The sequence below is a fragment of the Acinetobacter sp. YH12064 genome, assembly GCF_013419735.1.
GTDB lineage: Bacteria > Pseudomonadota > Gammaproteobacteria > Pseudomonadales > Moraxellaceae > Acinetobacter > Acinetobacter amyesii.
Map to the genome: position 1 here is coordinate 75,770 of NZ_VOZP01000008.1, position 24,220 is coordinate 99,989.

A 24,220-nucleotide genomic window follows, 5' to 3' on the forward strand; every position below is an offset into this window, starting at 1 on the left:
TTTATTAGCTTAGACATACATGTCAAACAGGATGTTACATGGCAAAAGATTTTAATAGCCCACAAGTGGTCGCAAGTTATGATGCGCATATTCGAAAATTAATTCCCGGCTATGAACTTGTCCATCAACAAATTCAGGCGGTGTTGAATTGCCATGTCGCTGAAGATGCCCATATATTGATTATTGGATGTGGGACGGGTTATGAATTGGGCTATCTTATTGCCTTGAATCCAACATGGTCATTTACCGTTACAGAATTGTCTGAAAACATGCTGAATCAAACACGCCAACGTGTTGAAGCTGCTGGACAGTTGCATCGCGTCAATTTTGTTTTGGGTAGTCATACTGCTTTTGAGGAAGTAAGTTGTTTTGATGCGGTGCTGAGTATCTTGGTGACGCATTTCATTGCGTTGTCAGAGAAAACGAATTTTTTAGCAAAAGCATTTGAACTGATTAAACCGCAGGGCATTTTTTTAAGTTTTGACTTGATGCAAACTCATTCGAATTTTGAGCAGCGTGTCCTGCCTGAATTTTGCCAAATGCAAGGTTTATCTGCTGCGCAAGCGACAAAAATGATGCAGCGTTTAGAAGATGATTTTGAACTGATTAGCCAGCAGCATTATCAAAGCTTACTAACGGAAATAGGCTTTGATCAAATTTATTGTTTCAGTCAAATCTTTAGCTATGCGGCTTACTGTGCTTTTAAATGTCGATAAATTAAAAAATAATAGAGTCCAAGATTGGGCTTATCAAGTTCATTGATTATTTTGACAGATATTATTGCTACCTTGCATGAGTGACGCTTGCCTCAAAATTTTGATCAATAGTCTCATTTTTCTTGCACAGTAGCACGCTTATTATTTTAAAAAAGAAACTTTTCAGTCAGGGCTAAATCCCTTACTGTGCATTTATAAAAAGAATCAATTGGATGAAAATAATGTCAAAAATGGAATTTGATTATATTGTGATTGGTGGAGGAAGTGCGGGGTGCGTATTGGCTGCTCGACTCAGTGAAGATCCACATATATCTGTGTGCTTATTAGAAGCAGGTGGGCAAGGTGATCAGTGGACGGTCAATATTCCAGCTGCATGCGTGGTGAGCTTGCCGACCAAGATCAATAATTGGGCCTTTGAAACTGTGCCTCAAGCTGGCTTGAATGGTCGTAAAGGCTATCAACCACGTGGAAAATGCCTTGGTGGTTCATCGAGTATTAATGCCATGATTTATATTCGTGGACATAAAAATGACTATGATCAATGGGCGGCACAGGGAAATACTGGCTGGTCATATGATGAGGTCTTACCATATTTTATTCGCTCAGAAAATAACAACCGAATACAGAATGAATTCCACGGTAATGACGGTCCTCTGTCCGTAACAGATGTACAAAGTGACAATATTTTCCATCAACGCTATACCGAAGCGGCTCGTGCACAAGGTCATAAAGTCCTTGATGATTTTAATGGTGCAGAACAAGAAGGCTTAGGGGTTTATCAAGTTACGCATATCAATGGAGAGCGTTGTAGTGTGGCGCGTGCTTATTTGTTTCCGCATTTAAACCGACCAAATTTAACGGTATTAACCAAAGCAACAACGCATAAAATTGCCATAGAACATCAAGTTGCGACTGGCGTAGAAGTACAACATGCAGGGCAAATGAAACACTTAAAAGCCAGACGGGAGGTCTTACTCAGTGCCGGAGCGATGCAGTCACCGCAGATTTTAATGTTGTCTGGAGTAGGCGATCAGGCCGAGCTCCAAGCGCATGGCATTGAAGTGAAACACCATTTACCGGGTGTAGGAAAGAACTTCCACGACCATCCCGATTTCATTTTTGGTTATAAAGTCAAAGAATACCAAGGCACATTTGGCATGTCTTTACCCGGCTCAATTGATATGTTCAAGCAGATCAGTCGCTATCGTAAGGAACGGCGGGGCATGATTGCTTCAAATTTTGCAGAATGTGGCGGTTTTCTAAAGTCTTCACCCGATTTGGCAATACCAAATTTGCAATTACACTTTGTCGTGGCGTTAGTAGATGACCATGCATGGAAATTTCATACAAGACATGGTTTATCGTGTCATGTGTGTCTGCTCAATCCAAGAAGTCGTGGCACGATCAAACTAAGTGGTTCCAGTGTCAATGATCCATTATTGATTGATCCAAACTTTTTAGGGGATGAACAGGATTTAGAAGATTTGGTACAAGGTTTTAAGTTGACGCAGCAATTGATGATGTCGCCGTCTTTATCGAGTCATTATCAGCAAGATTTATTTACCTCACTGGTCAAAACCGATGATGACATACGTGCAATCTTACGTCAGCGTGTGGATACGGTTTATCACCCTGTCGGTAGTTGTAAGATGGGTGTGGATGAGATGTCTGTGGTTGAGCCTGAATTAAAAGTCTACGGCATTCAAAACCTTCGTGTCGTCGATGCATCTATCATGCCTTCTGTGGTGAATGGCAATACCAATGCACCGACAGTGATGATTGCTGAAAAAGCCGTGGATATGATTCGACAAAGTCAGCTCCAAGCGCAAGTAGCTTAGTGGTTATTCATTTTATATGATTTGATACAACACAGATAAATCTTAGATCAAAAACAGCAATAAAAAACCACCGCTAACGGTGGTTTTTTGCTTCATTCAAAAATTAATATACTTTTTTGAAGATGAAGTCATTAATTTTATGGCCTGCTTCAATTCCGCGACGTTCAAACTTAGTTTGTGGACGCCAGTCTGGACGAGGGTAGCTATTGCCTTTACCCGCAAGGTTTTCAAGACGTGGGCGTTCTTCAAGCACTTCGATCATCCATTCAGCATACGGTTCCCAGTCAGTCGCTGAGTGGAATGTGCCGCCGATTTCTAATTTTTCTTCAACCAATGGCATACGGTCATGAGATACAAAACGACGTTTGAAATGACGTTTCTTCTGCCATGGATCTGGGAAGTATAATTGCACAGTGTTAATACTGTTGTCTGGCATTTCACGTAGCACTTGGATGGCATCAGCATCCAATACTCGAAGGTTAGTTAACCCTGCAAGACCTGCTTCATACACACATTGAGCGATACCCGGAACATGTACTTCAATACCGACAAAGTTACGTTCAGGGTTTGCTTTTGCCATTAGTACCAAAGAACGCCCCATACCAAAACCGATCTCAACAGTTAATGGGCGTTCAGGGTGTTCAAAATGCTGACGCAAATCCCCAACAGGATATTCCAAAATTAGATGACCATATTGTTCCAGCGCAGTACGTTGCGAAGTATTAAGTGGCGCAGAGCGGCGCATAAACGTCACGATTTCACGGTGTTCGTTCAGGTTATCCAGATCTACTGCGTGCTGGTCTAATTGATCGTTCGACATAACTTTGGCAAATGTAAAAAATTCGAATGCCGTATTTTAAGTCCTGAGATACACAAGTCAAATTTTTACCGTGAATAAATCCGCTTTTTGCTCAATCTCACCGACGGAAGCCGTGCCGAGGATTTGCAATGTACAGTGAATTACTTAGCTCAAAAGTCATGAATTAACATTAATCTAGGCTGTTTTTTCATCAAGATCTTCACTGTCAGCACCATCAGATTTAAATGGCAAAATGGCCTCAAGAACGGTAGAACCCGGCTGTGACTGTATTTTAAATTCACCACCGATACGATGGATTCGCGTTTGCATACTGTGTAGGCCGACATGTAGCCCTTGTTCAACTTCGTCAGGATTAAAGCCGATACCGTTATCTTCAATACGTAATATCAGTTGAGTCTCTGTTTCGCACAAACTGACCTGAACTTTGCTAGCCCGACTATGCTTTAAAATGTTGGTCAGGGTTTCTTCTGCGACACGAGTCAAATTGAGACATTGGGTCGCAGAAGGTGAGTGAATCCATTCGGCAGCAATTTTCCAGCTCGAGCTCATGTCTAATTCTTCAAAGAGCTGTACAAAGCGATGGCGAATCGGTGCCGCCCATTCGATCGGAGTGTCTGGAACTTTCGTTCCTATACTCGAACCTGAATCGATGACTTGTCTTAAATCATTTCGGAACAGTTTAAGCATCGACATGATTTGTGGTTTTTCAATTTTGTCATTCTGTTCTAACAGTAAAATTGAACGAACAATTGATCCGCCTAAACCATCATGTAAGTCATGAGATAAATGAATTCGTTCTTGAAGTCGTGCATTTTCAAGTGCGAGTTGATGTTGTTGACCAAGTGAAGTGGCGAGTTTCAGTTCAGCTCGTTGAACATTTTCAGTTAAGGTCTTATTAAAACGCTCAATTTGACGGGTGTGTCGAGCTAAACGCAAAGCCAGTACACCGCCCAAGACGAGTGTGGTCACTGGCCCGGTATAGGGCGAGAGCGCATGACCTTCCATGGTCATCATAAAGTGAGCATCATGTACCGCAATCGGTAAATAAATCAGATAAAGCGTTGCAAGCAAATAGGTTTCAGCCATTTTGGCTTTATAGGCTAAATAGGGGTAGCTAATACATTTGGCCACAAAGACAAAAACAAAGAAGCTAAAACAAATTTGGATGACGGTCTTTAAATAAGCCTCTGGCGCAAAACCTATACAGAGCGCGGCGATGGTGGCTAGGCTTAATAACATTTTCTGAATTTTCGGGAATGGGTGGTTTGCAAAATACCATGCACCAATACAGCCAAAAACCGTATAAAAGCAGAAAGTTATATTTTGTAGGCGGTCGGCTTGAACGGTGGTTAGAAATGTAATTGGCCCATTAAAAATAATACACAGGCTATAAAATACCCAAGCCATGCCTGTGATGGTTAACCATAAGTAAGCTCTTTCATTACGATTGGCGAGCCATGCTAAAAAAAAGAACACAGCCACGACGAAATTAATCATCGTATTCAGTTCGACTAATTGTCGTTGTTCGAGTAGCCAAATCTTAAAGGTGTCATAGACTTGCTGGTATTCCCCAATTTGAACTGAACTGAGTCCTGATTTTTGGGTCACCGAACCATACACTTGTACCCAAATGGTATTTACACCTTGCTTTAAACTCGAGCTAGGCAAGTTCAATAGTCTAGGCTGATGTTGGCTTCGTGAAAAATGTTCTGTTGAAATATAATCTTGCCAAAGTAGGGCATCGTTGATATAAACCCGACCACTTTGGGTGATGCCTTGTATAGCGATAGCAATGGGTTGATTTAACTGATGGAGGTCACAGTTCAACTTAAATTGGATTTTGTATCAAGCGATACCATGATAATCCGGCCAACGTTTATTCCAAGTGTCTGGAAGCTTTTGCAGATTTTGCCAACCTGTACGTGGGCGCTCTTGCTCGACAGCGCTTTTAGCTGTGGCAATATGGGTAATTTCAACAGGACAATGACTGCTTGAGATCTGAGGGGTGGCATTGGCAAAAGTGGGTATAGCAATACAACATAGCAGGCAAAATAGACTCGCTAAGACCAGCAGCCGATTTGCTTGAATGCAGTGTCGTGACCAAAACCATACCATCAAAATTCCCCCAATTTTGTGTATCCACAATTTAAAAAAATAAATAGAAAGTCACATCAAATCTTTGTTTTATTTTTGATAGTTATAATTTTATGAGATGAATTATACAGTTAAATCGAATGAATGGTGAATTTTTCGCTTTTTTATAGGCTTAGTATTTTATGTAATGTCATTACAAATGAGACTTTGATTATTGAAACCCTTTGCTATATATATCCTGCTTAGGGTCTCAATAGGTCGCGCTTTATTGAAAATTGATTTGATTCAAAGTGAATATTTCAAAAATCCATTAGTCACTGACACGGTCAAGTAAAGTGCTACTTGCTTCATTTAAGCCAAAAACCTCTACTTGAATCTGTTTTGACTCAAATTTTTGCACGACATTCTTTAAAATATTAACGGAAGTAATATCCCAAATATGGGCATGGCTCAGATCAATTCGTACATGATTAACCATCTCCTGAAAATCAAAAAATTGATAAAAACTCTCAGAGCTACTAAAGAAAATTTGTCCATAGACTGTGTAGCTACGAATATTGTCTTTAAATTCAGATGTGACTTTTACCGAGCTTTCCAGTTGATTGATAATAAACAATGCAGAGAGGAGCACGCCAACCAATACGCCAAGGGCTAAATTATGTGTTGCAAGCACCACGATCACCACAGCAATCATCACGACATTAAAAGACATTGGATGCTTTGAAAATTGCTTGACAGAATTCCATTGGAACGTAGTGAATGACACCATGACCATAATCGCGACTAAGGCAGCCATTGGGACATAAGCCAGCCAGTCTTTTAAGAACACCACCAAACACAACAAAAATACACCTGCAACCAAAGTGGAAAGGCGAGTTCGCGCGCCAGAACTAACATTAATAATCGACTGCCCAATCATGGCACATCCAGCCATGCCGCCCATAAAGCCACTGACAATATTGGCAATCCCTTGACCACGACATTCCTGATGACGATCTCCTTCAGTTCCAGTGACTTCATTGATCACTGTCGTGGTCATCATGGTTTCTAATAGGCCAACTGTTGCAAGGGTGATGGAATAGGGGAAAATAATCGTGAAGGTTTCAAGATTGAAAGGAATTTCAGGAATCAAGAAAATAGGTAAAGTCTCTGGAAACTTACCCAAATCACTCACAGTACGCAGGTCAGCACCTAAAAATAATGCCAAACCACTGAGGACAATAATGCAAATCAGCGGTGATGGAATGGCTTTGCCAATTTTAGGTAGATATGGAAAAAGATAAATAATCGCAAGCCCTAAAAGCATAAAGACATAGCCCCAACTATCCATCTTTGACATTTCAGGTAGCTGTGCGACAAAAATCAAAATCGCGAGTGCATTTAAAAAACCATACACCACTGACTGCGAGACGAAGCGCATAAGTTTTGCGACTTTAAAATAGCCAGCAATGATCTGAATCACACCAGTCAAAACCGTGGCAGCCAAAAGGTATTGCAAACCATGATCTTTGACCAAAGTGATCATAAGTAAGGCCATCGCACCCGTAGCAGCTGAAATCATTGCTGTACGACCACCAAAAAAGGCAATGGTGACGGCAATACATAACGAAGCGTACAAACCAACCTGAGGGTCAACCCCAGCAATAGCTGAAAAGGCGATGGATTCTGGAATCAACGCAAGTCCAACCACCAAGCCAGCGAGTACATCAGTACGAATATTGGAAAACCATTGTTCTTTTTTAAGTTGTAACACGGTAACTTTTCATCAAACCTTAAACGCGGCTATGTTAAAACAACTGAGTATAAAAATGCATAACACAGTGACTTGAAATCTTCTTAAATATGGATAATAGTCAATGAGTATATGTGTTTCAGCATTTACGCTTTTTTGCAATTTACAGGTTTGATCACTTGAAAGTTTGACAGAAGAGATTTAAAACATTGAATAGTACATAACAAGGATCAGATATGAAGCTTTATTATTCTCCAGGTGCATGTTCATTAGCATCACATATTATTTTAAATGAAATTAATGTCGATTTTGATTTGGTCCGTGTTGACCTAAAAAACCATAAAACAGAAAAAGGGGTAGATTATTACGAGATCAACCCAAAAGGTTATGTACCTGCATTAGAAATTAACCCAGGTTTGATCTTGACCGAGAATGTGGCCATTTTACCGTTCCTTGCACAGCATGATCCAAAACAAGACTTAATTCCGCCATCAGGTTTAGGTCGTGCCAAAGTTTTAGAATGGCTTGGCTATTTGAACTCAGAATTACATGATGCTTATGCCGTATTCTTTGGTGCACCACTAGATGCAGACGCTAAAGAAAAAGCTTATGCAGAAATTGATCGTTTATTGACATACATCGATAAAGCGATTGGTGAATCGGATAACGACTATTTGGTCGATGATAACTTTGGCCCAGCAGATGCTTATCTCTTTGTACTGACAAATTGGTCAAATGGCATCGGTCATGATTTAACGCCATATAAGAATATCATTGCATTACGCAACAAAGTTGCAGAGCGCCAATCAGTTCAAATTGCGATGCGAGATGAAGGATTGATTCCTTAAGTTGCGTTTTGAAATTGAATTAAAAAAAACCGCCGAAATTGGCGGTTTTTTATTGCTTGATTTTTATTGCTCAGGTTTAACTTAGTACTCGAACTGCGTATAGAAATCATCAAAGTTAATATTTTTAAGCGTCAGCTGTTGTGGTGCTTTGAAGGTTGACCATTTGGTATGAGTTTTGGCATCTTCAAACATATTGCCGCCTACAATTTCCTTACGTTTTAAGGTCGAAAAATTATAACTTTTCGATGTTTCTTCACCAGAAGCTCGGTGAAAGCTATTGTAATCAAAACCAATCAGGTCAAAGCGTTGATTTTGCAAACGGAAGGTATAACTATGTCGGGGCCATTCCCAGCCACCACAAGCCATAAAATAACTAAAATGAATGAGTAAATTGCCTTTACTGATTTGGATGTCTTCTGCTTCAGCAAGTGGGTCAAGTAAGCATGAATTGGGCTGCTGAGCGACAGGGATGCTGTTGTTTTCAACGATACGTTGATATCCCTTTGCGGTTTTAAAAAACACGATGAGTTTTCGTGGATGGTTATGAACGACTTTGCCATCGTCATCATAGGTCGCTACATCGACTTTTTGCTTTTCCACGATCATCGCAATATCTGGCATTTGATCTTTGTTTAGGTCGCCAGTCGTAGCCATCAAAATGTTCCAACCATGCGGTGCAAGTGATTTGGCTGTGCTGGGTACTTGGGCAGACAGCCAACTAGATGCGACACAAAGACTCAAGGTACAGAATATATGGAATATTTTCATTATTATCAGGTTTGAAAAATCAAAAAGAGGACTCAATAGAGTCCTCTTTTATACCGTGAATGAGTTCTTATTTAAAGAAGTATCCGGTTTCAGGTGAACTGGCATTTGCCATGCGTTTACGCGGCATACGTCCTGCTAGGAATGCTTCACGGCCTGCTTCAACTGCTTTTTTCATCGCTGAAGCCATCAGAACAGGGTTTTGTGCAGCTGCAATTGCTGTATTCATTAATACGCCATCACAGCCCAATTCCATCGCTATCGCTGCATCACTTGCTGTACCTACACCCGCATCGACCAAGACAGGCACTTTGGCATTGTCTTTAATGATCGAAATAGTATGTGGGTTGAGAATGCCTAAACCTGAGCCAATGAGACTACCTAAAGGCATAATCGCTACACAGCCCATGCTTTCCAGTTCTTGTGCCACAATCGGGTCATCTGAGGTATAAACCATGATTTCAAAGCCATCGTCAATCAATGTACGTGCAGCTTTTAAAGTCTCGGTAATATTTGGATATAGGGTTTTCTCATCGCCTAAAACCTCAAGTTTAACCAGATTGTGACCATCTAATAGTTCACGCGCCAACATACAAGTACGAACCGCGCTGTTCGCATCGAAACAACCGGCTGTATTTGGCAAAATCGTATATTTCTCAGGTGGAACTACAGAAAGCAAGTTCGGCTGGTCTGGATGTTGACCAATATTCACACGGCGAATGGCAACGGTCACAATTTCAGCACCACTGGCTTGAATGGCCAGGTCAGTTTCCGTTAAGTCCTTGTACTTACCTGTACCAACTAAAAGTCGTGAATTAAATGTACGTGAACCAATGATTAGGGGTGTATCTTCCATGGGAGCTCCATTTTAGCCGCCACCTACGGCATGAATAATTTCAATATGATCTTGCTCTGCAATTGGGGTTTGTTCCAATTTACTTTTCGAGATAATCATTTCATTTTTTTCAACAGCGAAGCGTTTGCCTTCCAGTTGTAATTGTTGAACCAATTGCAAGAGGTTGACACATTCGGTTTGTGTAGCTTCGCCGTTTAAATAGATTTGCATTTGTGGATTCCGTTCTTGCTGCCTTACCTATTGAATAAGGCCAAAATCTGTTGTTAATTATTTTGCGTATTTAAATGCATTCCAGGCCAATATGAGCCATCCAGCAATCATCAACGCTCCACCAATTGGAGTAATGGCACCGAGACTGCGTGGTAAACCTAGAGCCATCACATATAAAGAACCACAGAAGAAGAAAATACCAATTTGTATAAGTAGGAAACTGGCTTTTATTGGAAGTTGGGGAATGACTTTGGATAAGATCGCGAGGGCAAGTAAGCCCAGTGCATGATAAAAGAAATAGTCCGTTGCAGTTTGCCACCAAGCCAATTGGGCTTCAGTCGCGCGAGCTTTTAATCCGTGTGCACCAAAGGCACCAAGCATTACAGCAAAAGCTAAGTTAAGTGCGGAAATGGCAATCCACATGTGCATTCACCTTAACAAAATTTGCGCATAACCATAGCATATTTAGCACGCAGGGTTAAAGCAAAAATGCCCAAAGTTTTTGTGTTGTAGCTTGTCATTCAATACTATTCAGACATAAAAAAGAGCATCGAAATGCTCTTTTTAAGAATGACTGGAAAAGCCTTCAACTTAGTTTGAGGACATTGCGACTTTAATTTTTTCCATCGCATTTTTTTCCAACTGACGAATACGTTCAGCAGATACATTATATTCCGCCGCCAATTCATGCAGCGTCGACTTTTCGTCATCTAACCAGCGACGTTGTAAGATGTTACGTGAACGGTCATCCAACTGATCCATGGCTTCATGTAAAGCTGAAGTGCTTTGTTCTTCGTAATCTTCATCTTCCGCTAAACGCGCAGGGTCGTAACGGTTATCTTCGAGATAAAGGGCAGGAGCGACATGGGTCGAACCTTCATCGTCATCATCACCTTGAGCTTCAAAGGCAGCATCATAAGCAGTTAAACGGCCTTCCATTTCCAAGACTTGTTCAGGTGTTACATTTAAGTCATTGGCAATCGACTGTGCTTCAGCCAAAGTTAATTTTTTAGATGACTTTTTTAAGCTACGTAAATTAAAGAATAATTTACGCTGCGCTTTAGTGGTCGCAATTTTGACAATACGCCAGTTACGAATCACATATTCATGAATTTCTGCTTTAATCCAATGCACAGCAAAAGATACGAGACGTACGCCCATGTTTGGGTCAAAACGTTTTACCGCTTTCATTAAGCCCAAGTTACCTTCTTGAATCAGGTCACCTTGTGGCAAGCCGTAGCCTGCATAGCTACGTGCGATATGCACAACAAAACGAAGATGTGACATCACCAGCATTTTAGCTGCGTCTAAATCTTGGTCATAATAATAACGTTCGGCCAGCTCTTTTTCTTGTTCGGCCGATAAAATTGGAATCTGATTAACAGTACTAATATAAGCACCAAGATTCACCCCAGGTGCCGATAATGACAGGGGCATCAATTGATTGCTGCTGTCACTCATGTTTTCTCCTTGAGAATTAAAATGGGTAAGCCCAATAACTAAGATTCATCTTAATCCAATATTTCCGTAAATTATGGAAAATTGGGTATAGAAATGTAAACTTTTATTCAATTATGAAGCAATTTAGTTTAACTGAATCTTTTTAAGATTCAATTAAGTAATGAAACTCAGAATCGGAAATTTTGCGCATTTCACAGTTTAACTGATGTATTTGACAGTATCGTGATACATCTTGTTGGCTGTGCGGATCGGATGACTTTAACAATAAAGATTGGTCTGGACTTTTCTTTAAAGCTTTTTTGAGCATCAATAGTGGCATCGGGCAGGGTTTACCCATTGCATCTACAGTTAAAAGCGAATTTTGGCTGTCACTCACGAAGCAGATCCAACATGTTTACATTTCAATGGAAATATTAGCAAATACAGTGCTAAATCCCAACCTAAAATAGGTAAAAATCCTTTGTGATTTATAACTCAAACGATGTGAAAAAATAAGAATATTCAAAAGGAAAATAGATCAAAAAAATCTATTAATTGCGGTAAACCCGTGTTAAGCTCGTTGCGTTGTTAAGATTTTTGTTGGCTGTGAAGCCTCTTAACTCTTGATATATTTGGATGTAACCGGGATTTTGTTGATAGTTTTACAGAATGATTACAAGCTTAGAAATAAAAATATTTTTTTTAACCTTGTTTGGTCTGCTGTTTGCAACACCGGGTGGTCCTTCTTTTTTAAATACGATAAGGATTAACTTATGACAGCTCGTGAACAAGGCGTTGTTAAATGGTTCAACGACACTAAAGGCTTCGGCTTTATTCAACGTAACGGCGGCGACGATGTATTCGTTCATTTCCGCGCAATTATGGGCGAAGGCCACCGTTCACTTCGTGACGGCCAACGCGTAGAATTCAGCGTTGTTAAAGGTCAAAAAGGCTTCCAAGCTGAAGAAGTACAACCTTTAGACTAATCGTCTGAATGTACTCAAAAACGCTCCAATGTAAATTGGGGCGTTTTTTGTTTATAATGCTTCAGCAATTTTGTGATTATTCATTTAGGGCACATCTATATGTCATCAGGTTTTGAAACCTTAAATTTACATCCGAACCTTAAAAAAGCCATTGATGCTTTAGGTTTTAAGGATATGACGCCTATTCAGCAAAAGGTTTTAAAATTTACATTGGCTGGACATGACGCTATTGGTCGTGCTCAAACTGGTACTGGGAAGACTGCGGCTTTCTTGGTCAGTGTGATCAATGACTTGTTGAATAATCCAATTAAAGAACAGCGTTATCGTGGTGAACCGCGTGCATTGATTCTTGCACCAACGCGCGAACTTGCTTTGCAAATTGAAAGTGATGCAAAAGATTTAGTGAAATACACTGATCTCAATGTCATGACTTTGCTCGGTGGGGTAGATTTTGATAAGCAAAAAAATCTATTAAATCGTAATTTTGTCGACATTATGGTGGCGACACCGGGTCGCTTAATTGACTTTGTGGAACAAAAAGAAGTTTGGCTCGATCAAATTGAATTTTTAGTGATCGATGAAGCTGACCGTCTTTTAGATATGGGCTTTATTCCTTCAGTGAAACGTATCGTGCGCTTTTCACCACGTAAAGAACAACGCCAAACGCTAATGTTCTCTGCGACGTTTAGTTATGACGTTTTAAATTTGGCACAGCAATGGTTGTTTGAACCAGTCACTGTTGAAATTGAACCTGAGAAAAAAACCAATGCAGATGTAGAGCAACGTGTCTACATGGTGGCGAAGTCTGATAAATATAAATTATTGGAAGACATCTTACGTGATGAACCAATTGAAAAGGTCATGATCTTTGCCAATCGTCGTGATCAGGTGCGTAAACTTTATGATCATCTCAAAAAAGACGGTTATAAAGTGGTGATGTTGTCAGGTGAAATCGCTCAAGATAAGCGTTTGAAAATGCTTGATCAGTTCAAAAATGGTCAACATAACATCATGATTGCAACAGACGTTGCGGGTCGTGGTATCCATGTCGATGGTGTTTCTCATGTAGTGAACTTCACACTTCCTGAACAGTCTGATGATTATGTACACCGTATCGGTCGTACAGGTCGTGCAGGTACTCGTGGTGTGAGTATTAGTTTCTTGTCTGAAGATGATGCTTTTTCACTGCCTGAAATTGAAAAAGCCATTGGTCAAAAATTACCTTTAACCCGTTTAGACGGTTATTGCTAATTTTGCTTCTAAAAAGCCTGCAGATTTGCAGGCTTTTTTATTTCATGTCGACTATTTCATTTTGAGTTAATGGCAAAACAAAATCACAGACTAGCGTTTTAGTTTGCACGGCAACTAAAGGTTAGTACGGTTTGGTAATCATCATCTTTGCTGATGCTACCGCTATTTCCTGTAATGGTGCCAAGTACACCAGCCGCAGCCTGAATCATTTGACCTGTCTTTTCATCGACCACGCCTTTTAATACACCGTTGTATTCTTGCTTTTCATCCACCACGACAGGGGTCGCATTTTTACCACAGGTACTATTTGCAGCTGCAATTGCATTATTTTTTGCCGCTAAACTGGTTTTACCTACGGCAGTCACTTCATATTGATTATTTGGTTTTTGAATCGCTAAAGATTTTGTTGGCGTAGTTGTACATGCAACTAAAAGCACAGTTGCGCTTAGCGTGCTAACAATGGCAACAGTTTTGTTGAATTTTTTCATGCGGTGCCCCGAGTTAGAAATAATTTGATTTATTTGAACATAAAATTTCTTATAGAACAGGGAACTGCTGTACAAGTTATGCGGTTTTTTTATAGTAAATCTGTGAATAAAGCTGACTTAACAAATAAGCACCGAGTCTGACGTAAACATTCTAGAGTAAGTTATTGAGAATATGCTAATCTTGAGCAAACGTTTTAAAGTACAGTGTATAGATGTCAATTCTAAAATCAGCAGTTGATACAGTTCATCAAAATATTCATCAGCGTCAGTCGATTGGTCATTTAATTGAACCTGCGCCGAATGCTGAGCAATTGGAAAATGCGTTTCAAGCCGCTTTAACGGCGCCAGATCATCATCGTCTTAAGCCTACGCGTTTCGTGATTATTCCTGAAACTGAACGTGAAGCATTTGGTGAGTTGCTTTCACATGCTTTAGCCGATACTGGACAAACAGAAGAAGCGCAGTTGGAACGTGTGAAACACCATCCATTTCGTGCGCCACTATTGGTTTTGGCGTTAACTCAATTACAAGATCATCCCAAAGTTCCGCATTTCGAACAAATTTTAAGTTCAGGCGCAGCAGTACAAAACTTTTTGCTCTCTTTACAAGCACAGGGCTTTTCAACCATGTGGCGTAGTGGGGCGGTGGTTGAATCTAAATTGTTTAAACAAGCCTTAGGCTTAACGGAAAATGATTTGATTTCAGGCATTATTTATATCGGTACAGCTGTGAAAGCCATTCCACCGCGTGCTGAAATACAATCTGCTGACTTTGTAAGCCATTGGCATAAAGCAAAGCAATAAAAGTGAAAAATAGGTCGATTGAACAAGATCGATCAGTAAAGAAATTAGGATAAAAGAACAATGTCAGAACTTGATTTTGCAAGTCTTGTTAGCCCTGTGTCAGTTGACCAAAAAACTGCACTACGTGTTACGGTGTTGGGTGGTGGGAGTTTTGGTACTGCGATGGCCAATACCGCAGTACGTAATGGCTGTGACACCATGATATGGATTCGTGATGAGGCGGTAGCTGCGGAAATTAATGCAACACATATTAATAAACGTTACTTGCCAGATTTTCAATTAGAAGCAAGTTTGCTTGCTGTTTCAGATTTAGAAAAAGCAGTATGTAATCGTGACATTATTTTGGTGGCCATTCCGAGCCATTCTTTCCGTAGTGTTTTACAGCAGATCAAGCCTTTTATCACCTCACAAGCAGTGGTGTCTTTAACCAAAGGTATTGAAGCCAATACCTTTAGCTTTATGAGCGATATTATTCGTGAAGAATTACCAGAAGTTCCTTACGGTGTGCTTTCAGGGCCAAACTTGGCGAAGGAAATTGTTGCGGGACAGCCTGCAGGAACAGTGATCGCAAGCCAATCTGAACTGGTTCGTTATGCAGTTCAACAAGCGCTACACAGTGCGTTGTTCCGTGTATTTGCAAGTGATGATGTGCATGGCGTGGAATTGGGTGGTGCTTTGAAAAATATCTATGCAGTCGCGATGGGTCTAGCTGCGGCTTATGGTGTCGGTGAAAATACCAAGAGTATGATTTTGACACGTGCTTTGGCAGAAATGAGCCGTTTTGCAGTGAAATTAGGCGCAAACCCATTAACATTCCTAGGTTTATCTGGTGTCGGTGATTTATTTGCAACTTGTAGTAGTCCGCTCAGCCGTAATTACCAAGTCGGCTTTGCACTCGGTAGTGGTAAAAGCTTAGAACAAGCGACCAAAGAACTGGGACAAACTGCGGAAGGGATTAATACTATTGTGCAAGTACGCGCACGCTCTGAAGAGCTCGATGTGTATATGCCAATTACCAGTGCCTTGTACGAAGTGATTTTTGAAGGTGCGCCGGCACTGAACATTGCATTGTCATTGATGAAAAATGGCCATCGTAGTGATGTTGAATTTGTCTTGCCACATCAGCAAGTTTAAGTTTGCTGATTCATATGCAATACACATAGCTTTGTCATACTGGCTGTATATAATGTGCGGAATAGAATAAGGAAATTTTATGCAACTGACATTGGTTAGGCATGGCGAAGCTGCTCCGCCAGTAATGGGGAATGATGAAAAGCGTCCTTTAACAGCGCGCGGACAAACTCAAGCGGCAGAAACTGCAGCATATTTGAAAGATATAATTCAACCAGACGTTTTTGTGGTGAGTCCGCTACTGCGTGCGCAGCAAACACTTTCATCTTTGCAAAAACATTTTCCACATGTGCCTGTGGTTATTTGTAATGCCATCAAACCGGAAGATGATGCCAAAGTTGCAGTGGAATGGTTATCACATTTACCGTATGAGTCTATTGTGGTGGTGTGCCATATGAACGTTGTGGCACATATGGCCAGTGTTTTAGTCTCAGAATATTTTAATCCCTATGCTTTGGCAGAAGCGCGTATTTATGAACAAGCGGTCATTGCTCCAGGGTTATCGACTCAAATTAAAACGTTTATACCATCAACATAAAAACCAATTAAAACGGCAGAAAAATTAATGTTGTATTTATGGATGCCCGAAGCCAATGGGGTTTGGCAATGGTCAGAAGGGGATTTCTGGAAGCAGTCATCGACACTTGAACAATTGATTCAGGAAATTCAGCCACATGCGGGAAAGGAAGCGGTTGTTTTCTTTCCAAGTCGTGATGTACAAATCATTCAGCAAAATTTTCCAAAAAACCAGTATAAAAAACTTGGCCCAGACGGCGTAAAATATTTACTTGAGGAATATGTCATTTTGCCTTTGGATGCAATGAAAGTATTGCATCATTTTCAAAGTCCGGATGAATTAACGGTCATGGGGATTGCGCATAGTACAGTTGAAACGATGCAGCATGCTTTGACGCTAATTCCTGTAAAAGTCATTTCGTTATTACCTGACTTTTTGGTCTTGCCAAGCCCAGAAGCTGGGCAACATGTTTTGGCAAATGTCAGCGGTCATTTATTGGTCCGAAATAGTGAATATGTCGGTCAGTCTGTTGATGATTTGGCATTGTACTTGGATTATCAAATTGGTCAGCCGAACTATAAGATTTCAAATCTAAGTTCAGATCAGACGCATAGTCTTGAAGCCGCTGTAACGCATGATCACATTGAATCGTTTCATTATGAACTACCCAATATAAAAAAACCAAAACAACATCCACTCAATGTTTTTCCGAAAGCCAAAGCCAATAATGGTGTGAGTGGCTATTGGAAAGCATGTGCAGCAGTTTTGGTCGCGGCTGTAATTACACAGTTTAGCTATGATGCAGTTCGTTGGTATCAATACAAAAAAGTGGCTAATATCACTGCGGCACAAGCGATTGATCAGTTTAAATATTGGTTTGGGCAAAGCTATCCTGTGACTGAACAAACGCTGAAAAGCCAGTTCGAATCACAATTGCGTCAGAGTCAAACGGGCAATGCGCAGGCGCTGTCCTTGCTGAGCCGTGTCGGGCCAGTTTTGATGCAAAACCAAATTTCTGCAAATCGTGTGAGCTATGAAGCCTCGATGTTAAATATGGAGCTAAAAGCCAATTCGGCAGAAGTACTACAAACCCTAACCAATCAATTAAAACAACAAGGTTTTAAAGTTGAATTAGGGAATATTCAACCAAGTGCCAACGGCGCGATTGGATTGGTGAAAATACAATAATGACAAAAATGGAAAACCTACAGCAACGTATAGATGGGCAAATTGAGCGCATCACTGATTATTTAGACCAACTTTCTACTCGTGAACGAGTCATGGTGATCTTTACCACGATTTTTGTTGTAGTGGCAGCGATTGGTTCGGCACTATTTTATATGAACAAAGCTGCAAATTTTCAACAAAAGCGCGTGAATGAACTTAAAGATACTGTTGTTTGGATGCAAAGTAATGCCGTCACGATGAAACCAGCAGGTGATACACAACTGAGTGCGTTGGAAAAAGTTCAGCGTGTGTCGCAACAACAGGGCTTGTCAGTGGCATCTCAACAAGTCGGTGAGCAAATACAGATTGCAGTGATGCATGAAAATTATGCAATTCTGGCCAATTTTTTGACTCAATTGGTTCAAATGGGCTTAAGTATTGAAAAGATGGAGTTAAGTTCTGAAGCAGGACAGGTCAAATTAACAGCGAGTGTACAATAATCGGTAAAAATAAAGATCTGCTAAGCATGGCGTTTTATTTGTGCTGTGCCTATAATATGCCGACTTAAAAAGCAGTAGACTTTTATAGATATGTTGTATTCTCTAGCCCGCCCTTTGTTGTTTACTTTAGCACCAGAGCGTGCACATGAGCTGACATTATCGCTGTTGAAATCTTCTCACAAGATGGGAATGATGCGTCAAAACGTGGCGTCTAAACCAGTGACATGTATGGGAATCGAATTTCCGAATCCAGTTGGTTTAGCAGCCGGTCTTGATAAAAACGGTGCTTATATCGATGCGCTGGCGAGCCAGGGCTTCGGCTTTATTGAAATTGGTACAATTACACCACTTCCACAATCAGGGAACCCTGAACCTCGTTTATTTCGTTTACCGAAAGCAAAAGCCATTATTAACCGCATGGGTTTTAACAACGATGGCGTGGATCAGTTGATCGAAAATGTCAAAGCTGCAAAATTTAAGGGTGTACTTGGGATCAATATCGGTAAAAATGCAGTCACACCTGTTGAAAAAGCAGTTGACGATTATCTGATTTGTCTAGAAAAAGTTTATAACTACGCTTCTTATATTACCGTTAATATTTCATCTCCTAACACAAAAAATCTTCGCAGCTTACAAAGCGGTGATGCTTTGACTGAACTGTTAGAGACGCTCAAGAAACGTCAACTCGAGTTGGCGGATGAAAATCAACATTATGTACCCTTAGTACTTAAAGTTGCACCAGATCTAGAACCTGAAGACATTAATTTTATTGCCCAACAATTGTTAAAATTTAAAATTGATGGTCTGATTGTCACCAATACGACTTTGTCACGGGAAGGTGTTGAAGGCCTTCCATTTGGTGATGAAGCTGGTGGTCTATCCGGTGCACCAGTCTTTGAAAAAAGTACGGCATGTTTGGCGGCTTTTGCTAAAGTATTAAACGGTCAAATTCCATTGATCGGTGTTGGTGGTATTTTGTCGGGCGCGGATGCTGTTGCGAAACAAAAAGCAGGAGCAAGCCTTGTACAAGTGTATAGTGGCCTCATATATACAGGTCCGACACTTGTAAAAGACTGCGTAGACGCATTGTAAATATCATGAATACCATTGATATCTTTATACTGATTATTTTGCTCATTGGAGGGCTTAACGGTTTGCGTCAAGGATTTGTAAAAGCCTTTGCGAACTTCATTGGATGGATTCTTGCACTTGTCATTGCGGCAAAGTATGCAACCGTCCTTGCACCTTCGATGACATCTTTAAGTACAGATCCAGTGGTACAGAAGATTGCCGCGTTCGCATTTATTGTATTGTTGATTGTAGTCATGACTTGGGTCGCGACATGGTTATTGAACAGTATTTTGAAAACATTAAAGCTCGGTCCGTTAAATCGACTGGCAGGTGGTGTTTTTGGAAGCTTAAAAGGATTGTTGGTGGTGCTGATCACTATGCAGGGGCTAGGTCCTTGGGTAGAAAGTTCACCACATTGGAAACAATCTAAAATGGTTCAGTCATTATTGCCATATGCGCCTTGGGCAACCGAATTGTCCAAAGATGCTGCAAATCAAGCACTTCATCATATTCAGTCTGAAGATGCTCAGAAATCTTCAGACCTCCCATCTGAGTCGCAGAACAAGCACGGACGTTCTGGATCGGGTGAGTCAACAAATAATCCTTTTTATTAACCCTAGCTTGTCTGCGAGGTTGCTATGTGTGGAGTAGTTGGTATAGCTGGTAAATCACCTGTTAACCAAATGTTGTTTGATGCGTTAACGATGTTACAACATCGTGGACAGGATGCAGCCGGGATCGTAACTTGTCAGGATGGTCGTTTATTCCTGCGTAAAGATACGGGTATGGTGCGTGATGTGTTCCACACACGTCATATGCGTGCATTACAGGGTAATTATGGTATTGGCCATGTTCGTTACCCAACTGCTGGTTCTTCAAGCAGTGCTGAAGCTCAGCCATTCTATGTAAACTCACCTTATGGCATCACGCTTGCACATAATGGTAACTTAACTAATGCTGCTGAAATTCATGATGACTTGTTCAAGACTGACTTACGTCATATGAACACCGATTCAGACTCAGAAGTATTATTAAACGTATTTGCTCACGAATTGCAAAAACGCGCAAAACTTACACCAAGCGCTGAAGATGTATTCCACGTGGTTTCACGTGTGCATGAACGTTGCAAAGGTGGTTATGCGGTTGTTGCTATGATCACCGGTCAAGGCTTAGTGGGTTTTCGTGATCCAAATGGTATTCGTCCATTAATTTACGGTTCTCGTGAAACTGAAAATGGTATGGAATATATCATTGCGTCTGAATCTGTCGCAATTACAGCGCTTGGCTTTAAAGTTGAGCGTGATATTGCACCGGGCGAAGCAATTTATATTACTGCTGATGGCGTGATGTCGACCAAGCAGTGTGCAGTAGCCCCTGAATATCGTCCTTGTATCTTTGAATACGTATATTTTGCGCGTCCAGATGCGACTATTGATGGTATTTCAGTTTACAAAGCACGTTTGAAAATGGGCGAAAAACTTGCTCAGAAAATTCTACGTGAATGGGGTGATGAGCACGATATCGATGTCGTGATCCCAATTCCTGATACTTCACGTACTTCGGCGCTAGAACTTGCAAATACCTTAGGTGTGAAATTCCGTGAAGGCTTTATGAAGAACCGTTATATCGGTCGTACCTTCATTATGCCGGGTCAGCAACTTCGTAAGAAATCTGTGCGTCAAAAGCTCAACCCTGTAGAGCTAGAGTTCCAAGGCAAAAACGTACTCTTGGTCGATGACTCGATTGTTCGTGGTACGACTTGTAACGAAATCATTCAAATGGCGCGTGATGCGGGTGCGAAAAAAGTATTCTTTGCATCTGCTGCACCGATGGTGAAATATCCAAACGTGTACGGTATAGATATGCCAGCCAAATCTGAACTGATTGCGTCAGAACGTAGCGTTGAAGAAATTCGTGAAATTATTGGTGCTGATCGCCTAATCTTCCAAGACTTGGAAGATCTAAAATCTGCAGTACGTACCAAGAAAGTCCCTGAGTTACAGGACTTTGATTGCTCGGTATTTGATGGTAAATATGTGGCAGGTGGTATTGATGCTGAATATTTGGCAGCATTAGAGCGTAAGCGTAATGACTCTGCAAAAAATGAAAAGCCGGCCTATATTGATGTTAACATTGATGCGGCTTCTGTGGATTTAACAGGTGTTCGCGAAGAATAATCTGCTGAAAACACACTGAAAAAGCGGGAATTTCCCGCTTTTTTCATTTATGATGAGCAAACAAAAGACAATGTAACTTAAGGGTATTACATTGAGACGTGTGGGTTATGATTTTATAAAAAACAAAAATATGTTTTGGCCTGTCACCATGTGTATGGCGGCAGTGTTTTTGACCGTCGCAATTATTAATGTAATTGTCGGTTTAATTGTGGATTATTATGATTCCACTCAGTCTATCTATTGGCATGTCCTTAGCCCATTTTTAGTGGCTGCTGTACTGCTGATTATGTTGGTTTCAGTTCTCTATGATTTTTACACCTTTCGTTTAGGTGGTTATTCACTTGCCAAACAGTTAGGTGCGCGACGTCTGAGTCTGATTGAAAGTATTCCTGAAGAAAGTGTTGCACTGCGTATGACAGAGCAACTGGCAGATACCTTTTTAATCGATACTCCCGCACTTTATGTCCTACCTGATGAAGTGGGTGTGAATGCGCTCACCGCTGGTTTTAGCCCTCGAGATACATCGATCATTTTAACCTGGGGTGCCTTACAAACCCTAGATGAGATGGAAATGTATGGTTTGCTGAGCCATGAATTTAATAAGATCTTGTCGGGGGAAGCTGCTGAAAATACCCGTTTGAAAATCTTATATAGCGGTTTGACGACCTTTAGTCAGTGGGGCAGTAAAATTGCAAAACGTGGTTTCTATAAAAATGGACAAGCAAGGGACAATAAGTTTGAAACGCTCTTTGTAGCGATTGGCGCAGTTATTTGGTTGATCGGTAGTTTAGGTGTTTTGATTTCCCGCTTTATTAAATATATCTCTTTGGGTTCTCGAACCTATCGTAATGACCAGAAAACTAAACGTCTGATTCAAAATGATGCCAATATTCAAACCTTATTAAGGATTTATGTGCATCATTCAGGTTCGCAAATTCATAGTGAATATGCGGAATCGATTTCTCATATGTGTTTTGCAAACTCACTCAGTCCGCAAAACTGGATGAATATTCACCCAAGTATTGAACAGCGTATTTTTGAATTAAATCCGGCTCTCATTCATGACCTGCAACTAGAAAATTTAAAAAAACTGCGAAACCAGCCGCTATTTTATTTATTCCGTTCACTAGAAGAAGCTAGTCCAGATGTTGCAACACCATGGAACTCGCCACAACCATTACCTTTACTGCGCTTGTCACCGATTAGTTTTGCGATACGAGATGCAATTAAACCGTTGAACCCCGAGATTCGTGAAAATTGGCAGCGGCCTGAATTGATCCAACGTGCCTTGCAAACAGCAACGGGTTCGCGTGAGGTGATGGTTGCTATTTTAATGATTCGTCAGTATCGAGAGTTTATTCCGACTGAAGCTGAAGTGAGTCGTGCGATTGTAGATGCCTTATTGAATCTTGATGGTCGTGTGCATATCTCCATTTTTCATGAGGCATGTAAAAATATTGGCACTATGCCTGCGACGATTTCACGGCAGTTCTTAACCAAGCTGGCCAAAATTATTCAAGAAGATGGTGAAATTGGTTTGCTCGATGCCTTACTACTTGAAACAGTGAAATATGAGTTGAATCAGTTGCCTGCACATACACCTACGTCTTTAGAAGATGTAAAACCGAGTATTGTGCGTTTGATTGATGCCTTGTTGCATGTGCAACAAATTAACAGTGACAACCAACTCGAAGTGCGTGAAAAAATCCTCAATCGAATCTTAACGAAAGAAGAACTTGAGTTCTATCGCGATATATCTGATGAGCCAATTGATTTGGCTGAAATCCTAAATGATATTTCTGGGCTGCTGCTGCGTGAGCGGTTAAGCATTCTTGGGGTTGCTGAAATATGTTTATGGAATGATCGAATTATCACGCAAGATGAGTTGGATGTTTTGCAACTATTATATTGGCGTATTGGATTTGAATCAGCTGAGATAGTTGAACTAATGCAAAAGAAAAATAGTTTGATGATCGTATAATTATTTATAGCGGCTTGATTTATTAATAAATTGTTTAATTTTAAGTCAAAATTAGTCTGAGCAAGTCTACAGAATCTTTAAAGAAATAGTATGATCTAATTGATTTATAAAAGTTCAGCAAAACAGAGTGAATCCCGTTAGAATATCAAGCCTTGAATAGGTGAAAATGAAAGCATGATTGGGCATCAGCGAAGCATAATGGCGGCAATGGGAATTGATATATGGATTCCTCAGGCAGCACCGTGTCAGCAATTTAGCTCAAATATTTGGCGAGATCAGGCGGCTCCTGAAATAGTCTCTGAAATTCTACTCAAAAATGCGCCTCAGCCAACGCCTGTTTCATCACAGACTGAGCTTAAAAAGAACGTTGATGTTGTTGTAAATCAACCTGTAGAAGCACCTAAAGATGAACCAAAGGTTGTTGAGCCTGTTGAAATTCGTCCAATTGTTCAAATCCCTTCGTTTAACTTAGAAGCCATCTGTTTAATGCACTGTGTCATTGTCATTGATGCCACAGAATTAACGGCAGAGCAGCAAGTTTTGTGGAGCAATATTCAGCGCGCAGTCAGTGCCGATTTCTTTGCTTTACAGTGGCCTTTTGGCTGGGTGAATTTGCAAGATGGTCGTGGTGCAGCATCTTATGTACAGGGTTTTATCGATGCGATGAGCTTGGATAAAAATGTCATTTGTCTAGGCGATATTCCGCATTTAGAGCATGCGAAGGTGTATCCATTGGCATCTTTACAGCAAATGATTGAACAGCCTTTATTGAAAAAACGCCTATGGCAATTTATGCAAAATAAGGCAGGACAAAATACTTAAATTACGT

The 24,220-nt window shown here is 40.6% G+C and carries 26 protein-coding genes; 15 read left to right on the top strand and 11 right to left on the bottom strand.

The annotated features are described in order from the left end of the window. Positions 1 to 38: 38 nt before the first annotated feature. Both FTU13_RS09810 and FTU13_RS09815 read left to right on the top strand, forming a co-directional pair. The gene (locus FTU13_RS09810; RefSeq protein WP_180127828.1) at positions 39 to 716 is read left to right on the top strand and encodes a class I SAM-dependent methyltransferase; all 678 of its coding nucleotides are present in this window, start codon (positions 39 to 41) and stop codon (positions 714 to 716) included. A gap of 221 nt (positions 717 to 937) precedes the next feature. Then, complete coding sequence (locus FTU13_RS09815) at positions 938 to 2,554, top strand: GMC family oxidoreductase (protein ID WP_180127830.1); 1,617 nt, start codon at positions 938 to 940, stop codon at positions 2,552 to 2,554. A gap of 103 nt (positions 2,555 to 2,657) precedes the next feature. On the opposite strand, the gene trmB is transcribed toward FTU13_RS09815, so the two are convergent. The 4 genes from trmB to FTU13_RS09835 form a co-directional block, all read right to left on the bottom strand. Beyond that, on the bottom strand, positions 2,658 to 3,374 hold the full coding sequence (gene trmB / locus FTU13_RS09820) for a tRNA (guanosine(46)-N7)-methyltransferase TrmB (RefSeq protein WP_180023891.1): 717 nt from the start codon (positions 3,372 to 3,374) through the stop codon (positions 2,658 to 2,660). 174 nt (positions 3,375 to 3,548) lie between these two features. After that, on the bottom strand, positions 3,549 to 5,201 hold the full coding sequence (locus FTU13_RS09825; RefSeq protein WP_180127832.1) for a sensor histidine kinase: 1,653 nt from the start codon (positions 5,199 to 5,201) through the stop codon (positions 3,549 to 3,551). An 18-nt stretch (positions 5,202 to 5,219) separates the two neighbouring features. Then, positions 5,220 to 5,492, bottom strand: a complete 273-nt coding sequence (locus tag FTU13_RS09830) for a hypothetical protein (RefSeq protein WP_180161108.1) — start codon at positions 5,490 to 5,492, stop codon at positions 5,220 to 5,222. Positions 5,493 to 5,778: 286 nt separating this feature from the next. Next, positions 5,779 to 7,221: a SulP family inorganic anion transporter gene (locus FTU13_RS09835; protein ID WP_180127836.1), complete on the bottom strand. Its 1,443-nt coding sequence runs from the start codon at positions 7,219 to 7,221 to the stop codon at positions 5,779 to 5,781. 215 nt (positions 7,222 to 7,436) lie between these two features. Here FTU13_RS09835 and FTU13_RS09840 point away from each other — a divergent pair, with 215 nt between their 5' ends. Next, positions 7,437 to 8,048, top strand: a complete 612-nt coding sequence (locus FTU13_RS09840; RefSeq protein WP_078188886.1) for a glutathione binding-like protein — start codon at positions 7,437 to 7,439, stop codon at positions 8,046 to 8,048. An 81-nt stretch (positions 8,049 to 8,129) separates the two neighbouring features. Here FTU13_RS09840 and FTU13_RS09845 read toward each other — a convergent pair whose 3' ends face one another. The 6 genes from FTU13_RS09845 to FTU13_RS09870 form a co-directional block, all read right to left on the bottom strand. Further along, positions 8,130 to 8,816 (bottom strand): hypothetical protein, encoded by a 687-nt coding sequence (locus FTU13_RS09845; protein ID WP_180127838.1) that lies wholly within the window; start codon positions 8,814 to 8,816, stop codon positions 8,130 to 8,132. 67 nt (positions 8,817 to 8,883) lie between these two features. Then, positions 8,884 to 9,669 (bottom strand): thiazole synthase, encoded by a 786-nt coding sequence (locus tag FTU13_RS09850; protein ID WP_180127840.1) that lies wholly within the window; start codon positions 9,667 to 9,669, stop codon positions 8,884 to 8,886. 12 nt (positions 9,670 to 9,681) lie between these two features. Further along, entirely contained in the window at positions 9,682 to 9,879 is a 198-nt protein-coding gene (gene thiS / locus FTU13_RS09855; protein WP_111885686.1) for a sulfur carrier protein ThiS, read from the bottom strand. A gap of 57 nt (positions 9,880 to 9,936) precedes the next feature. Next, the gene (locus FTU13_RS09860) at positions 9,937 to 10,302 is read right to left on the bottom strand and encodes a DUF423 domain-containing protein (RefSeq protein ID WP_111885687.1); all 366 of its coding nucleotides are present in this window, start codon (positions 10,300 to 10,302) and stop codon (positions 9,937 to 9,939) included. A 168-nt stretch (positions 10,303 to 10,470) separates the two neighbouring features. Next, the gene (gene rpoH, locus FTU13_RS09865; RefSeq protein WP_078188879.1) at positions 10,471 to 11,340 is read right to left on the bottom strand and encodes an RNA polymerase sigma factor RpoH; all 870 of its coding nucleotides are present in this window, start codon (positions 11,338 to 11,340) and stop codon (positions 10,471 to 10,473) included. A 142-nt stretch (positions 11,341 to 11,482) separates the two neighbouring features. Further along, positions 11,483 to 11,677 (bottom strand): sulfurtransferase TusA family protein, encoded by a 195-nt coding sequence (locus FTU13_RS09870; RefSeq protein WP_078189214.1) that lies wholly within the window; start codon positions 11,675 to 11,677, stop codon positions 11,483 to 11,485. 415 nt (positions 11,678 to 12,092) lie between these two features. On the opposite strand from FTU13_RS09870, the gene FTU13_RS09875 reads away from it, so the two are divergent. Together FTU13_RS09875 and rhlB are read left to right on the top strand one after the other, a co-directional pair. Next, positions 12,093 to 12,305 carry a cold-shock protein gene (locus tag FTU13_RS09875; protein WP_005014923.1) on the top strand — a complete coding sequence of 71 codons (213 nt, stop codon included), beginning with the start codon at positions 12,093 to 12,095 and terminating at the stop codon, positions 12,303 to 12,305. A gap of 99 nt (positions 12,306 to 12,404) precedes the next feature. Then, positions 12,405 to 13,556, top strand: a complete 1,152-nt coding sequence (rhlB, locus tag FTU13_RS09880; protein ID WP_078193628.1) for an ATP-dependent RNA helicase RhlB — start codon at positions 12,405 to 12,407, stop codon at positions 13,554 to 13,556. A 98-nt stretch (positions 13,557 to 13,654) separates the two neighbouring features. Here rhlB and FTU13_RS09885 read toward each other — a convergent pair whose 3' ends face one another. After that, a complete protein-coding gene (locus tag FTU13_RS09885; RefSeq protein WP_180049388.1) occupies positions 13,655 to 14,044 on the bottom strand; it encodes a hypothetical protein in 390 nt (129 codons plus the stop codon). Between the two features lie 212 nt (positions 14,045 to 14,256). Here FTU13_RS09885 and FTU13_RS09890 point away from each other — a divergent pair, with 212 nt between their 5' ends. From FTU13_RS09890 to FTU13_RS09935, 10 genes are all read left to right on the top strand, one after another. Then, positions 14,257 to 14,847, top strand: a complete 591-nt coding sequence (locus tag FTU13_RS09890) for a nitroreductase family protein (RefSeq protein WP_218955020.1) — start codon at positions 14,257 to 14,259, stop codon at positions 14,845 to 14,847. 60 nt (positions 14,848 to 14,907) lie between these two features. Continuing rightward, positions 14,908 to 15,981: an NAD(P)H-dependent glycerol-3-phosphate dehydrogenase gene (locus FTU13_RS09895; RefSeq protein WP_180127842.1), complete on the top strand. Its 1,074-nt coding sequence runs from the start codon at positions 14,908 to 14,910 to the stop codon at positions 15,979 to 15,981. Positions 15,982 to 16,060: 79 nt separating this feature from the next. Next, positions 16,061 to 16,516, top strand: coding sequence for a histidine phosphatase family protein (locus tag FTU13_RS09900; protein ID WP_078193626.1), 456 nt, complete (start codon positions 16,061 to 16,063; stop codon positions 16,514 to 16,516). A 27-nt stretch (positions 16,517 to 16,543) separates the two neighbouring features. Next, positions 16,544 to 17,683, top strand: coding sequence for a type II secretion system protein GspL (gene gspL / locus FTU13_RS09905; protein WP_180127844.1), 1,140 nt, complete (start codon positions 16,544 to 16,546; stop codon positions 17,681 to 17,683). Then, positions 17,683 to 18,162 (top strand): type II secretion system protein GspM, encoded by a 480-nt coding sequence (gene gspM, locus FTU13_RS09910; protein ID WP_078188869.1) that lies wholly within the window; start codon positions 17,683 to 17,685, stop codon positions 18,160 to 18,162. Before gspL ends, gspM begins: the two co-directional genes overlap by 1 nt. 90 nt (positions 18,163 to 18,252) lie before the next feature. Beyond that, complete coding sequence (locus FTU13_RS09915) at positions 18,253 to 19,254, top strand: quinone-dependent dihydroorotate dehydrogenase (protein WP_078188867.1); 1,002 nt, start codon at positions 18,253 to 18,255, stop codon at positions 19,252 to 19,254. A gap of 5 nt (positions 19,255 to 19,259) precedes the next feature. Beyond that, positions 19,260 to 19,847 (top strand): CvpA family protein, encoded by a 588-nt coding sequence (locus FTU13_RS09920; RefSeq protein WP_078188866.1) that lies wholly within the window; start codon positions 19,260 to 19,262, stop codon positions 19,845 to 19,847. A gap of 24 nt (positions 19,848 to 19,871) precedes the next feature. Then, a complete protein-coding gene (purF, locus tag FTU13_RS09925) occupies positions 19,872 to 21,410 on the top strand; it encodes an amidophosphoribosyltransferase (RefSeq protein WP_078193623.1) in 1,539 nt (512 codons plus the stop codon). Between the two features lie 91 nt (positions 21,411 to 21,501). Continuing rightward, complete coding sequence (locus tag FTU13_RS09930; RefSeq protein ID WP_180127847.1) at positions 21,502 to 23,391, top strand: M48 family metalloprotease; 1,890 nt, start codon at positions 21,502 to 21,504, stop codon at positions 23,389 to 23,391. Between the two features lie 174 nt (positions 23,392 to 23,565). After that, complete coding sequence (locus FTU13_RS09935) at positions 23,566 to 24,213, top strand: hypothetical protein (protein ID WP_180127849.1); 648 nt, start codon at positions 23,566 to 23,568, stop codon at positions 24,211 to 24,213. The last annotated feature ends 7 nt before the right edge of the window (positions 24,214 to 24,220 follow it).